The 12967-nt window shown below is 75.5% G+C and carries 13 protein-coding genes, 1 tRNA gene and 1 riboswitch; of the genes, 6 read left to right on the top strand and 8 right to left on the bottom strand.

Annotated elements, in window-relative coordinates; all coding sequences use genetic code 11:
- Positions 1-41 precede the first annotated feature (41 nt).
- The 4 genes from AC067J_RS07280 to AC067J_RS07265 all read right to left on the bottom strand — a co-directional run bounded on the left by AC067J_RS07280 (position 42) and on the right by AC067J_RS07265 (position 5078).
- Entirely contained in the window at positions 42-389 is a 348-nt protein-coding gene (locus AC067J_RS07280) for a DUF742 domain-containing protein (RefSeq protein WP_327679639.1), read from the bottom strand.
- Complete coding sequence (locus AC067J_RS07275; protein ID WP_478296979.1) at positions 386-799, bottom strand: roadblock/LC7 domain-containing protein; 414 nt, start codon at positions 797-799, stop codon at positions 386-388. The genes AC067J_RS07280 and AC067J_RS07275 overlap by 4 nt, the downstream gene beginning before the upstream one ends.
- The gene (locus AC067J_RS07270; RefSeq protein ID WP_478297372.1) at positions 783-2510 is read right to left on the bottom strand and encodes a sensor histidine kinase; all 1728 of its coding nucleotides are present in this window, start codon (positions 2508-2510) and stop codon (positions 783-785) included. The genes AC067J_RS07275 and AC067J_RS07270 overlap by 17 nt, the downstream gene beginning before the upstream one ends.
- Before the next feature lie 162 nt (positions 2511-2672).
- A complete protein-coding gene (locus AC067J_RS07265; protein ID WP_478296978.1) occupies positions 2673-5078 on the bottom strand; it encodes a SpoIIE family protein phosphatase in 2406 nt (801 codons plus the stop codon).
- Between the two features lie 280 nt (positions 5079-5358).
- On the opposite strand from AC067J_RS07265, the gene AC067J_RS07260 reads away from it, so the two are divergent.
- A tRNA-Ile gene (locus AC067J_RS07260) sits at positions 5359-5432 on the top strand.
- Positions 5433-5499: 67 nt separating this feature from the next.
- Here the strand turns inward: AC067J_RS07260 and AC067J_RS07255 are convergent.
- From AC067J_RS07255 to AC067J_RS07245, 3 genes are all read right to left on the bottom strand, one after another.
- Positions 5500-6069 carry a TetR/AcrR family transcriptional regulator gene (locus AC067J_RS07255; RefSeq protein WP_478296977.1) on the bottom strand — a complete coding sequence of 190 codons (570 nt, stop codon included), beginning with the start codon at positions 6067-6069 and terminating at the stop codon, positions 5500-5502.
- 86 nt (positions 6070-6155) lie between these two features.
- Complete coding sequence (locus tag AC067J_RS07250) at positions 6156-6980, bottom strand: alpha/beta fold hydrolase (RefSeq protein WP_478296976.1); 825 nt, start codon at positions 6978-6980, stop codon at positions 6156-6158.
- A gap of 270 nt (positions 6981-7250) precedes the next feature.
- Positions 7251-7541 (bottom strand): YiaA/YiaB family inner membrane protein, encoded by a 291-nt coding sequence (locus tag AC067J_RS07245; RefSeq protein WP_478296975.1) that lies wholly within the window; start codon positions 7539-7541, stop codon positions 7251-7253.
- A 245-nt stretch (positions 7542-7786) separates the two neighbouring features.
- A riboswitch (cyclic di-AMP (ydaO/yuaA leader) is annotated at positions 7787-7945 on the top strand.
- Positions 7946-7957: 12 nt separating this feature from the next.
- Between AC067J_RS07245 and AC067J_RS07240 the strand changes: the two genes are divergently transcribed.
- Positions 7958-8827 carry a M23 family metallopeptidase gene (locus tag AC067J_RS07240; RefSeq protein WP_478296974.1) on the top strand — a complete coding sequence of 290 codons (870 nt, stop codon included), beginning with the start codon at positions 7958-7960 and terminating at the stop codon, positions 8825-8827.
- A 138-nt stretch (positions 8828-8965) separates the two neighbouring features.
- Here AC067J_RS07240 and AC067J_RS07235 read toward each other — a convergent pair whose 3' ends face one another.
- Positions 8966-9973, bottom strand: coding sequence for a hypothetical protein (locus tag AC067J_RS07235; protein ID WP_478296973.1), 1008 nt, complete (start codon positions 9971-9973; stop codon positions 8966-8968).
- A 43-nt stretch (positions 9974-10016) separates the two neighbouring features.
- Between AC067J_RS07235 and AC067J_RS07230 the strand changes: the two genes are divergently transcribed.
- The 4 genes from AC067J_RS07230 to AC067J_RS07215 all read left to right on the top strand — a co-directional run bounded on the left by AC067J_RS07230 (position 10017) and on the right by AC067J_RS07215 (position 12956).
- On the top strand, positions 10017-10610 hold the full coding sequence (locus tag AC067J_RS07230) for a GNAT family N-acetyltransferase (protein WP_478296972.1): 594 nt from the start codon (positions 10017-10019) through the stop codon (positions 10608-10610).
- Between the two features lie 115 nt (positions 10611-10725).
- The gene (locus AC067J_RS07225) at positions 10726-11466 is read left to right on the top strand and encodes a sensor domain-containing protein (protein WP_478296971.1); all 741 of its coding nucleotides are present in this window, start codon (positions 10726-10728) and stop codon (positions 11464-11466) included.
- Between the two features lie 184 nt (positions 11467-11650).
- Positions 11651-12469 (top strand): hypothetical protein, encoded by an 819-nt coding sequence (locus AC067J_RS07220; protein ID WP_478296970.1) that lies wholly within the window; start codon positions 11651-11653, stop codon positions 12467-12469.
- Between the two features lie 37 nt (positions 12470-12506).
- Positions 12507-12956 (top strand): GNAT family N-acetyltransferase, encoded by a 450-nt coding sequence (locus tag AC067J_RS07215; protein ID WP_478296969.1) that lies wholly within the window; start codon positions 12507-12509, stop codon positions 12954-12956.
- The last annotated feature ends 11 nt before the right edge of the window (positions 12957-12967 follow it).

Here is a 12967-nt window from a genome sequence, read left to right as displayed (position 1 = left end):
GGCGGTCTGCGGGCGCACCGGCGGGTGCGCCGGCGAGGGCGTCAGCGGAGTTGGCGGAGGCCAACGAGTACCTCTTCCAGGAGGGTTGTGGGCAGGCGTTCGGCCTGCGGGACGGGCGGGAGCACCTGGACGGCGCCGAGGTCCCAGAGGTCGCCGACCAGCACCTTGACGACACCGAGCGGCAGCCCCAGGTAGGCGGCCACCTCGGCGACCGACAGCAGGCTGCGGCAGAGGTCCAGGATCCGCTGGTGCTCGCGGTTGAGCAGCGCGTCCTCGGGCAGTTCGGGCCGGTCGGGTAAGGCGGTGACCAGGCTCTCGACGGCCAGGGCGGTCCGGGTGGGGCGGCTGCGGCCGCCGGTGATGACGTAGGGCCGGACCGGCCCGTTCACCGCTGGCCCCCCGCCGCGAGATCGGCGCGCGGCGGGCTGGTGAGGTGGGAGCCGATCCGTTCGACCAGGACCTGCATCTGGTAGGCGACCAGTCCGGCGTCGACGGCCTCGGCGGTCACCACGGCCAGGTGGGCGCCGGCTCCGGCGGCGACGATGAAGAGGTAGCCGCCGCCGTACTCGATGATGATCTGGCGGGTCGCGCTGCCGTGGCCGCCGAAGCCCTGGGCGACGCCGCGGGCCAGCGACTGGAGGCCCGAGCAGGCGGCGGCGAGCCGCTCGGCGTCCTCGCGCACGATGCCCGCGCTGCGTCCGATCTCCAGGCCGTCGTTGGACACCACGACGGCGTGCTGGACCTCCGGGACGGAGACGATGTCGGCGAGCAGCCAGCCGAGGTCAGGGGTGGTGGTCATGGAACTCTCCGGAGCGCTGGGGAAGCTGGGGGGAAGCGGGAAGGGAAGGGTCGTGCGGGGCCTGCGGCCGGCCGGGGTGCCGGTCGTGGCCGGAGGGGTGGGCCCGGTCGGGGCCCTCTGCGTGGTTCTCGGCGTGGCCCTGGGACTGGGCCTGGGAGTGGGCCTGGTCCTGGGAGTGGCCCTGGGAGTGGGCCTGGGCGGCCGAGCGGCCGCTGGCGGTGCCGGCCTGGAACATCGCCATGAACGCCTGCGCCTGCTGCGCCGAGCGGTACGGCGGAGCGGGCGGCGGGGTCGGCGCGGCGGGCGCGGCGTGCCGGGTGGCGCGGTCGCGCCGGTGGCTCCGGCGCGGCAGCGGCGGCGGGGTGGTGCCGGCCGCGGGCGGCCGGTCGGTCGACGGGGTCCCGGTCGACGGGGTCCCGGCCGAGGGCGTGCCGGGTGCCGGCGGGTAGCCGGTCGCCGGCGGGTACAGCGGCGGGTACTCGGACGGCGCCGGGTAGCCGTACGGGTCCTGCGCGGACTGCGGCCCGGGCTGGTCCTGCTGCCCGTACCCGCCCTGCGCACCGTACGTCTCGCGGGAGCCGTACGCGTCCTGGCCGAACCCGTCCCGGCCGTACGCGTCCCGGGCGGGGGAGCCCTGGACTGGTGCGCCCTGGGACCGGTGCGATCCCGGGGAGCCGTGCCCGCCCGGCGCCCCGTACGGGCCCGGCGAACCGTGCGCCGGTTGCCGGCCGGGCGCGGGGGTGCCCGGCGGCGGGGGCGCGGGGGCCCGGTGCGGGCCCGGGCCGAACACCGCGTCGTCCGTGCCGAAGCCCGGCACGGTCGGCGGCAGCGGCTCGGTGAGCAGGGCGTTCGGCAGCAGCACCACGACCCGCACCCCGCCGTACGGCGAGGGCGCGGAGCTGAGGGTGACCCGGAACCCGTACTGCTCGGCGAGCCGGCCGACCGCCGCCAGGCCGAGCTGCGGGACCTCGCCGAGGCGGGAGACCTCCATCGCGGTCCCGCCGGCCAGCGCGGCGGCGGCCTTGGCGACGGCCTGCTCGGGCATGCCGACGCCGCCGTCGTCGATCTCGATGACGGCTCCGTTGTGCACCGGCATCAGCGTGACGAACACCTGGGTGCTGGGCGGGGAGTAGCGGGTGGCGTTGTCCAGCAGTTCGGCCACGGCGTGGATCAGGGCCTCGGCGGCGGCGCCGACCACGGCGGTCTCGATCCGGCTGCGGACCACCACGCGCTGGAACGGCAGGATGCGCGACTGGGCACCGCGCACCACGTCCTCCAGCGAGACCGGCTCGGGCCAGTGCCGGCCGGCCCGGGCGCCGCAGAGGACGGCCAGGGTCTGGGCCAGCCGGGCCTGCTGGGCGGCCGCGTGGTCCGCCTTGAGCAGGCCCTCCAGCAGGGCGGGGTCGTCGTGGGTGCGCTCCATCTCGTCCAGCAGGGCCTGCTGGTCGTGCGCCATCACGAGGATCCGGCGGGCCACGCTGAGGAACGCCCGCTGGGTGGAGGCGTTGAGCTCCTGCTCCTGCTGGACGGCGGCCAGTTCGGCGCCGCGCCGGGCGAGTTCGGCGGCGAGCTGTTCCCGGAGCCGGTCGGTCTCGTCCTGCTGCTGGGTGACCTTGCGGCGCTGGGTGGCGGAGACCGCGCGGTAGCGGGCGGCGGCCACGAAGGCGAGGGCGGCGAGTACGCCGGTTGCCGTTGCGCACCACTGAGTCATCGTCACGCGGCGAATTCTAGGGTGATGATCCTACGAAGGTGTGAACGGATCTCGCCAAGTGACCGGATCTCGTCGATATCCCGTCAATAGCACGCCAAGAAACCGTTCTTCGGGCCCGATCCGACGGTCGGCGAACACTTCGGCCGCTCCCCGGCAAGGGTCCTATTGCCCTGATGACAACCGGTGCAACAGCAGCAGGGCGACGTCGTCCGGGCGGGAGCGTCGTTCGGTCACGTTCAGGGTGAGCAGGTCGGCCAACCGCTCCAGGGACGGCGCCGGACCGAACCGGGCCGGGCCGGTGTCGCGGGCCCACAGCTCCAGCCCGCCGAGCATCCGGTGCACCGACTCGTCGTAGTCCTCCTCCCGGTCCTCCACCAGGCCGTCCGTGTACGCGAGCAGCGTCTCGCCGGGCGCCAGGTGCTCCACCACCAGCGGGTACGAGGCGTCCGGGTCGACGCCCAGCGGCGGTCCGCCGGGCAGCTCCAGCTCCACCGCCCGGGCGTCCGCGGTGATCCGGACCGGGGACGGGTGCCCCGCGCGGGCCGCCCGCAGGGTGCCGTCGGACGGGTCGAGGGTGAGGTAGAGGCAGGTGGCGAACAGCTCGGTGTCCAGTTCGGAGAGCAGCCGGCTGGTCCGGGACAGCGTGGCGGCCGGGTCGTGCCCGTCCGTGGCGTACGCGCGCAGGCCGCTGCGCAGCTGCCCCATCACGGCCGTCGCCTCGGCGTTGTGGCCCTGGACGTCGCCGATCACCAGGCCGGTCCGGCCGTCGGGCAGCCGCAGCAGGTCGTACCAGTCACCGCCGATCTGCATGCCCTCGGTGCTCGGCAGGTAGCGGGCGGCGCTGGCGATCCCGGGCAGCCGGGGCAGCGAGCGCGGCAGCATCGCGCGCTGCAGTTCGGTGGCCCGGTGGTGGTGGGTGTCGTACAGCCGGGCGCGCTCCAGGGACTGGGCGAGGACGCCGGCGAAGGCCGAGTAGAGGGTGCGGTCCTCGCGGCCGAAGACGCGTTCGGTGGCGAAGGTGATCAGGCAGGAGCCGACCTGCCGGCCGGAGGCGACCAGCGGCAGCACCGCCCAGGCCGCCGGCGTGAGCGGCCCGCCCGGAGCCTGCCCGTCCACTCCCCGGCCGTCCCCGGTGTGCCCGACCGGCCCGTCCCCGGTGTGCCCGCCCGGGCCGCCCGCGCTCCGGCCCGGCTCGCTGAACAGCGGCGCGGAGCGGGCCAGGGCGCGCTGCATCACGCCTTCGGAGAGGTCGGCCAGCCGGGTCAGCTCGGTGCGTCGCGCACCGCCGTAGACGGTGTGCGAGACCGGCAGCAGCCGGCCTTCGTCCACCAGGTCGAGCACGATGCCGGCGGCGCCGAAGGCCGGCCGGGCGACGTCGGTGACGGCCGTGGTCACGTCCCGGACGGTGACGGCCCGGGAGAGCGCCCGGGTGAGGGCGAGCAGCAGCGCCGAACGGGCCCCGGCGGCGGGGGTGCCGCTCTCCGGGGCGGCCGGGCGCTCCTCGGGGTCGTGGCCGTGGTCGCGGTCGGCGAGCAGCCCGGCGATCCGGACCGGCCGGCGGTGCACGTCCAGCATCACCTCCCCGGTCTCCTCGATCCGGATCACCCCGCCGCCCCGGCGCGGCACCCGGTAGCGGATCCGGTACGGGCCGCCGGTGTCGAGCGCCTCGGCGAGCGCCGCCTGGACGTCCGGCAGGTCCTCGGGGTGGACGAGCAGGTCGAGGTCCGGGGCCGGTGCCGGGCCGTCGCCGTCCGGCACCGGCCGTCCGACCAGCCGGTGGGCGTGGTCGTCCCAGTAGGTCTCGCCGGTGACCAGGTCGCGTTCGAAGGCGCCGTGCCCGGCGGCCCGGACGGCGAGCGAGAGCATCGGGTGGCCCGGCCCGCTGCCCGGCCCGCTGCCTGGTCCGCTGCCTGGTCCGGTGCCCGGCCCGGTGCCCGGCCCGGTGCCGTCGGGGCCGGGCCCGGGGCGCACCCCTCCCGGTCCGCGCTGCCCCGCCTCCCCGGGCCGCCCGGCGTGCACGGCGCGCGCGCCCTGATCCGCCTGCGCCCGGCGCCCGGCCTGCGCGTGGTCGAGCAGGTGGGCGAGCCGGTGCGCGCAGGCGTCGCCGAGGGTCTCCAGCACGTCGAGGTCGCGCCGGGGGACGGTGCCCCGGTGGGCGAGGGCGAGGGCGAGCACGCCGACCGGCTGTTCGTCGACCACCATCGGCAGCGCGATGACGGCGACCATGCCGGTGCCCATCCCGGCGTTCCGGTTGGGGTAGTCGACGCTGGTGCGCTCGGGGCTGAGGAGGTAGGGGCGGCGCAGCCGGAGCGCCGTCGCGGCGGGGAGGTCGCCGGCCGGATCGACGACGCCGTAGCGCTCGCGGGCCCAGTCGGGCAGGCCGTGGGAGGCGGTGAGCCGGAGCATTCCGGCGGAGTCCAGCAGATAGAGCGCGGAGCCCTCGCCGGTGATCCAGCCCGGTCCTTCGGAGAGGACGGTGCCGAGCAGTTCGGCGGCGCTGGTGCAGCCGAGCAATAAGCGGACACAGCGCATGGCACTGCGCGCGGTGGGGCTGCTGCGCGGGTCCACGGATTTCCGGCCTTTCCGGTTCCTTATGGGGCAGTTAATTCTTAATACCTTATTTGCAATGCGGGCGAGCGGCGGTCCGGGCGGCACGACGGCGGCGGAGCCGGCCCCCGGTGGCACCGCTCCGCCGCCGTCGGCCGACCCTCGGCCGTGACCGCCTGTCAGCCGGGCCAATCTAACCCGTGTCGCCCGATTGATCCCGATTGTCCGTTCGGGGCCACCCGTGGGGAGCCCGGTGGCACGTCGACCCCCTCGCGGTCCGGTACCCTTCTCCGTGCAGCACGGGGCTATAGCTCAGACGGTTAGAGCGCTTCCCTGATAAGGAAGAGGCCACAGGTTCAAGTCCTGTTAGCCCCACCTCACCCCGAAGGGCCCGGAGCATCCCCCGCTCCGGGCCCTTCGTCGTCCTCCGCGCGCGCCGCCCTCAGGGCCGGGGCCAGCCGTGCAGGCCCGCCGTCAGTACGGTGATCATCCGCTCCTGGGTGTCCCCCAGGTCCTCGGCGAGCTGGAAGGCGCCGCCGATCGAGAGCGCCGCGAAGCCGTGGGCCAGCGAGCGGAAGGTCCGGGCGGCGTGGATCGCCTCGGAACCCTCCAGTCCGTACGCGCGGAGCACCGCGACGATCACCCCGACCAGCCGGGCGGCCGCCGCGGTCAGGTCGTCGTCCGGCTGCGGCGCCTGCGGCAGGGCGCCGTACCGGTGCGGGTGCTCGGTGGCGTACGCGTGGTAGGCGCGCAGGACGGCGGCGACGGCGTCGTCCCCGCCGCGGCCGAGGGCGGCCTCGGCGAGCCGGTCCGCCAGTTCCTCGGTCACCCGTACCGCGACCAGCCGGCGCAGTTCGGCGAGGCCGCCGCTGACGTGCTTGTACAGCGAGGGGGTGGCGACGCCGGCGCGGCCGGCGACGGCGGCCAGGGTGAGGGCCTCGGGGCCCTGTTCGTCGATGAGGGCGAGGGCGTGGTCGACGACCTGCCCGGGGGTCAGTCCGACTCGGGGCACGGCGGTTCTCCTGGGGACTCGGTGCGGCTGCGGTGCGGTGCGGGGCGGCGGGTGCTCGGGCCGGGGTGGCGGTGCGGGGCGGCGGTTCAGGCCAGGCCGGCGAGGAAGGACAGCAGGGCGTCGGCGGTGGCCTGCGGGTGGTCGGCCATCGGGTAGTGCCCGGCGCCCTCGATCATCACCTTCCGGGCGCCGAGCGCGGCGGCCTGCCGGTCGGCGACGAGTTCCGGCTCGGGGAAGTCGGGGTCCTTGGATCCCATCACGACCAGGGCCGGGCACCGTACGGCGGCGGTCCAGCCGACGGGTGCGGAGTCCCCCCGGACGTGGCCGCGGGTGGCGGTCCTGCGGCCGGGGGTGCGCAGCGCGGCGACCAGCCCGTCGACGTAGGCGTCGTGGTCGGCGGGCTTGACCGTCGGGTAGGCGAGCTTCCGCTGGTACAGGCCCCAGAAGGCCGGCGAGTGGACCACCAGGGCGCCCATCGCACCGACCACCGCGCGCTTGAGGGCGTTCGGCGGCGGGCTCTCCACGAAGGCGTCCAGCAGGACGATGCCGGCGACCCGCTCGGGGGCGTCCCCGGCGACCTTCACCACGGTGGCGCCGGTGTACGAGCTGCCGGCCAGCACGGCGCGCCCGATGCCGAGGTGGTCGAGCAGGGCGAGGGTGTCGCGGGCGATCGCGGCGGGCGAGTAGTCGTCCCAGGCGATCGAGGAGTCGCCGAAGCCGCGCAGGTCCATGGTGATCACCCGGTGGCCGGCGGCGGTCAGCAGCGGCCGCAGGTGCCGGTACGCGGCCCGGCTGTCGAGCATCCCGGGGAGCAGGACGACGGGGGCGCCCTCGCCGTGCCCGGAGTCGTCGAAGGCGAGCCGGCCGCCGGGGAGGTCGAGGTAGCGGGTGACGGGGACGGTGCCGGTCATGGTGGGCCTCCTCGGTCCGCCGCGGGGCGGGTGCCGCGCGGGTTCGGGTCGTCGGCGAGTGCGCCGATAGCCATAAAGCTAAGGCTAATAGCCTTAGCCGTCAAGCTATCGACCATGATCCGAGGTGGCGGCTCCGGAAGGGCCTCCGGGCGGAGCGGTTCCGGAGGTGGCCCCGGGGTGGGGGCCGGCGCGGGTTCCGGGGTGGGCCCGCGAGGCGGCCCCGTGGGGTGCGGCCCCGCGCTGGGCGGCCCCGTGGGGTGCGGCCGCGCCTCAGACTCCCTCCACCTTGAACGGGTCGTGCTCGGCCAGCAGCTTGTCGAGCCGCGCCTGGTCGACCCGGGTGACCAGGTCGGTGGACTCCTGCCGGTCCCGGATCACCTTGGCCAGCGTGAACGCCGAGGTGATGGTGTAGAGCAGGCCGAGGCCGAGGAAGGCCCGGGTCCAGGGCTCGACCGGGAGGTAGGCGATCCCGACCGCGAGGGCGACGGCGGAGAGGGTGAAGGACAGTACGGCCTGGACGTAGTACGCGGCCGTGGTGCGTGACTGCATCGGTGCGCTCATGGCGCCAGGATGGCCGCGCCGCCGCCGGCCGCACATGAGTAGAAGTACTCAGATGGGGGGCCGTTCGTTGACGTCCTATCACGTTCGGTAGTGTCAGTTGTCGTCAATCGTCCCAAAACGCCCATCGGGCCGCGTGGTGCCCGGGCCGTATCCCGCCCTCCTCAACGGATGGCTTGGAATCGGGGGCCTCTCGGATTAACGTTTGATAACGCAGCGCGGTCCTCAACGCCGTACCCAGACGGCACCGTGCGCCGTCGCCTAATCCCGCCGGCCGGCCTCCGGGCAGGCCAGGGAGCCGGGGAACCACGTTCCTTGGGGTGAATCGGCCGGGCCCAGGCCCAGCCGTAGGAGACCTTCCTGCTCCGAACCCGTCAGCTAACCCGGTAGGCGCGAAGGAAGGAAAGGAGCGCGCCTCCGTGGCGTCGACGCACACCCCGGCACACCCGTCCGGCCCCTCCGCCGGTACCCAGCTGCTCGACCACCCCCGCCCCGCGGCCCACTCGGGCCCGTACGGCGGCCCGGCCGACGAGACCGCTCCGCCGGCCGCGGAGACCAACCGGCACCGGATGCCCCGTCAGACCCGCGGCACCGCTCCGCTGCTCGGCGTCACCGCCGTCGCCGCCACCCTGGGCGCCACCGGCTTCGCCTCCGCGACCCCGGCCGCCGCACCCGCCGTCGAGACCCCGGACGAGACCCCGGTCGCCCTCACCGCCGACCCCGGCCTCGCCCTCGCGGCCCGGATCCAGCAGCAGGCCGACAGCCAGCGCACCGCCGCCGAGGAGACCGCCCGGGTGCAGGCCGCCCAGGAGGCCGAGGCCAAGCGCGCCGCCCAGCTCGCCCAGCAGGCGCAGGCCAAGCGCGCCGCCGAGGAGGCCGAGAAGGCCAAGCTCGCCGCCATCAACCTGCCGGTGCGCGACTACAACCTCTCCGCCCACTACGGCCAGAGCGCCCGCTACTGGGCCCACCTGCACACCGGCCTGGACTTCGCCGCCGACACCGGCACCGCCGTCTACGCGGTCGGCCAGGGCACCATCACCTCGGCCGGCTGGGCCGGCGCCTACGGCTACCGGATCGTCGAGACCCTGCCCGACGGCACCGAGATCTGGTACTGCCACCTCTCCTCGATCATCAAGGGCTCCGGCAAGGTCGTCCCCGGCCAGCAGATCGGCAAGGTCGGGGCCACCGGCAACGTCACCGGCCCGCACCTGCACGTGGAGGTCCGGCCCGGCGGCGGCGCCCCGGTCGACCCGGAGAGCTGGTTCGAGCAGCGCGGCGTCACCCCCTGACACCCTGAACCCCACCGCCACCGCCACCGCCGGCCGCCGGACAGCACCGGGGCCGACCGGCGGGCACCGGGGCCCCTAGGACGCCGAGGAGCCCCGGCCCGGTCCACCGAGGACCGCGCCGGGGCTCCCGCGCATCCGTCAGGCCCCGGGCCGCTCCGTGACCGGCTCCGCCGGCCCGTCCCCGGTCCCGTCCCCCGACGCACCCTCCGACGCGTCCGGCGACGCCTCGTCCCACGACTCGTCCCACTGCTCGTCCCAGGACTCGTCCGACGGCTCCTCCGGCAGCCCCGCCAGGTACGCGTCGATCTCCGCCTGCCCCGGCTCCGGCGCCAGCTCCGGGAACTCCTCCACCAGCAGCCGCGGCAGCCCCGGCACCGTCCACTCGCCCGACAGCTCCAGCGCCGCCTCGACCGCCGCCTCCTCGAACGCCCCGAAGTCCCCGGTCAGCTCCGCCGGCATCGGCCGGCCCAGCGCGGTCAGCGCCTCCAGGTTCCGGTAGCTGCGCTGCATCAGCCCCTGCTCCAGCAGCCGCCGCGCACCGTCCGAGGCCATCCCGACCGCCAGCTCCCTGGTCCCGCCGCCCCAGCCCCCGTCGTCCACCGGGTCCAGCGTGCCGTCCTCCTCCAGCGCCGCGAACGCCGCCAGCCGGTCCTCCTCCGCCAGCCCGCCGAACTCCTCCAGCCAGGACCGCACCGCCGCCCCGTCGGCGGTGTCCACCCCGGCCGCGCGCAGCAGCAGCGTGTACAGCCGCGGCCAGGTCACCAGGTCGGCCCGGCGCAGCAGCCCGGCCGCCAGCTCGCCCTGCCACTCGGCCTCCGCGTGCAGCCGCTCCTGCCGCTTGGCGTTCAGCCGCTTCGCGGCCCGCTGGTGGTCGATCAGCAGCCGCACCGCGGCGCCGTACGCCAGTGGATCCTGCCCGGGCCCGGGCTGGACGTACAGGTGCAGCCGCTCGTACAGCAGGTGTTCGACCGCACCCGAGGTCAGCTCGGGCCAGCCGTCGTGCATCCTGCCCCCGCCCAGCTCCAGCAGCGCCAGCACCGCCCGCAGCGGGCCCCCGGGCACCGGCGAGCGGCCCTCCGACTCCGCCCAGGAGAGCAGTTCGGCGGCCTTGGTGCGCGGGGCGAGCCGCAGGTCTTCGTCTTCCATAACTCCGAACCGTAACCGCTGGTCGCGGGTAGGGTCGGCAGGCATGGTGCCCATCCGACTCACCGGCCCCCGGCTGGCCATCCGCGAGTTCCACCACACCCCCGAGGACGTCGACGCGCTGCACGCGGTCTTCGGTGACCCGGAGGCCACCCGCTACCTGCCGTTCGAACCGCGCGACCGCGAGGCCTGCGCCGACCAGATCGAGCAGTACCTGGAGGAGGCGGAGCAGGAGCGGCGGACGGTCTACCGGCTCGCCGTCACCGAGCTAGCCGGCGCCGACGACCCGGCCGACGCCGTCCCGATCGGCAACGCCGCGCTCGGCCTCGGCGACCACCGCTCGGCCACGCTCGGCTACGCGCTGCGCCGTGACACCTGGGGCCGGGGCTACGCGGGCGAGATCACCGGGCTGCTCTGCGGCCTCGCCTTCGGCCCGCTCGGGGTGCACCGGCTGGAGGCCCGGGTGGACGTCGACAACGCGGCCTCCGTCCGGGTGCTGACCAGGGCCGGGTTCCGGCTGGAGGGCCGGATCCGGCACGACCTCTGGCTGCACGGCCGCTGGCACGACTCGTACCTGTACGCGCTGCTCTCCGACGAGTGGCCCGGGTCCGAGCGGTCCCGTCCGGGGGAGGGGGGATAACCCCACCCCCGGTTCGCCGGGGAGCCGGATGTCCGCCGGGGCGGCGTTTTGACAGGCTTCAGGTGTCAGCAGGACACGCCGCACGACGACCGACCCGAGGGACCGAGACCCCGTCATGAGCACCCACAGCATGCAGCGCAGCGAGTACGACGCGTACGAGCCGTACGACGCGCACGACCGCCGCGACGTCGCCGCCCGTCGGACCGAGGAGCCGCCGTACGCCTGGCGGGCCCCGTTCACCGCCTACTTCTACCGCGAGCTCGGCTACACCCTGACCGGCCTCCCGGCGGCCACCGCGGGCTTCGCCATCGCCGTCACCCTGTTCTCCCTGGGGCTCGGCACCTTCGTCACCGTCCTCGGCCTGCCGGTGCTGGCCCTGCTGACCACCACCGGCCGGGGCTTCGGCCGGCTGGAGCGGTCCCGGGTCCGCACCATGCTGGCCCTGGACGTGCCCGGCCCGGAGCCGGTCCGGGCCAAGCGGCCCGGCACCTGGGGCGGGATCACCGCCCGCCTCGCGGACGCGGCCGGCTGGAAGGCCGTGCTCCACCAGGTGGTGATGTTCCCGTGGGCGATCCTCAGCCTGGTGATGTCCTCGGTCTTCCTGGTCGTCGGCTGGACCCTCGCGCTCTACCCCGTCTACCACTGGGTCTTCCCGACCTACACCGACTGGCCGGGCTACAGGCTGTTCGACTTCACCGACAGCGACGGCGACCAGCACGTCTTCTACGTCGAGTCGGGGCCGCAGATCGCGGGCGTCTGCCTGGTCGGCCTGCTCTTCGTCTTCATCACCCCGCAGCTGGTGCGCGGCCTGACCAACGTCAACCGGCTCGCCGCCCGGGGCCTGCTCGGCCGCTGACCGGTCCGCCGCCCGGCGCGCCCCGGCACCCCGGCCCCTCCTGGCCTCCTGACCTCCCCGGCTCCCGACCTCCTTTCAGCCCCGGCACCTCCTGACTCCCGGCCCCTCTCGGCGGCCCTCCGGCCCCGCCCGCCCCGGAACACTCCGGATGCGGGCGGGGCCGGCCCGTGTTCCGATGGCCGGGATGGCCGACCGAACCGCCACCCGCCCCGACACCCGGCCCGCAGGCACGCCCGCCGCCGCGCCCGGCACGGCCTCCGTTGCCCCCGGCGCATCCGGCACCGCCCCCGGCACGTCCGGCGCCCTGGTCACCTCCCGCCCGCTGGACGAGTACTGCGGGCTCTTCGGCCTCACCCGGGCCCGGCTCGCCGCCCTCCCGGGGCCGCTGCTGGACTGCCCCGGCGGCGCCGCCGGTCTGGCCGCCGAGGCCCGCGCGCTCGGCTGCCGGGTCATCGCCACCGACCCGGTGTACGCCCGGCCGACTGCCGAGATCACCGCCCGGGCACTGGCCGCCCGGTCCGCGATGGCCGCCGCGATGGCCGCCCGCCCCGAGCTCTACCCGGAGCCGCGGCACTGCCCGCCCGACCGCTACCTGCGCAGCTGGGACCGGGCCCGCCGGATGTTCGCCGCCGACCGCGCCGCCCACCCCGGGCAGTACGTGGCCGCCGCGTTACCCCGCCTGCCCTTCGCGGACGGCACCTTCGCCCTCACCCTCAGCGGCTACCTGGTCTTCGCCTACCCGGACCTGTTCGGGCCGGAGTGGCAGCTGGCCGCGCTGGCCGAACTGGTCCGCGTCACCGCCCCCGGCGGCGAGGTCCACGTCCACCCGCTGTACGACGGCGAAGGCCGCCGCAGCACCCGTCTCGACGCCGTCCGGTACGCCCTGGGCGAGCTCCGGATCGCCAGCGAGATCCGCGTCGTCCCGCCCTTCGGCGGCGGCCGCCGAAGGCGCGTGCTGGTCCTCCGACGAGTCGGCCGACCGTCCCGGGGCCACCATTGGTAATGGTCACCTGCGGGCAGTGACCCTATACTCATCGCCCATGAGCGAGATGTTGATCAAGGCAGCCGCGGCCTCGGACGCCGACCGGCTCACCGCACTGGTCCAGGACTGCTCCGCCTACCGGGGCGAGTACGCGCCGATGACCGCCGGCTACCGGGTGACGCCCGACTACCTGGCCCGGCACGAGGTGCACCTCGCCGTCCGGGCCGCCGACGACCACCTGCTCGGCTTCTACGCGCTGGTCACCGACCCGGCCGAGCTGGACCTGATGTTCGTCGCCGACGAGGCGCAGGGCCTCGGCATCGGCCGGCAGCTCATCGCCCACCTCCTCGACCGGGCCCGTGCCGCGGGCGTCACCGGCGGTATCCGGGTGGTCTCCCACCCGCCGGCCGAGGCCTTCTACCTGAGGATGGGCGCCCGGCGCGTCGGCACCCACCCGGCCGGGCCGACGATCGGCTGGGACCGGCCGGAGCTCCGCTTCGCGGTCTGACCGGGACGGCC

The organism is Kitasatospora sp. NPDC042419 (assembly GCF_056437345.1).
The sequence above is the reverse complement of the archived record's forward strand: the minus strand, read 5'-3'. Positions and strand labels throughout refer to the sequence as shown.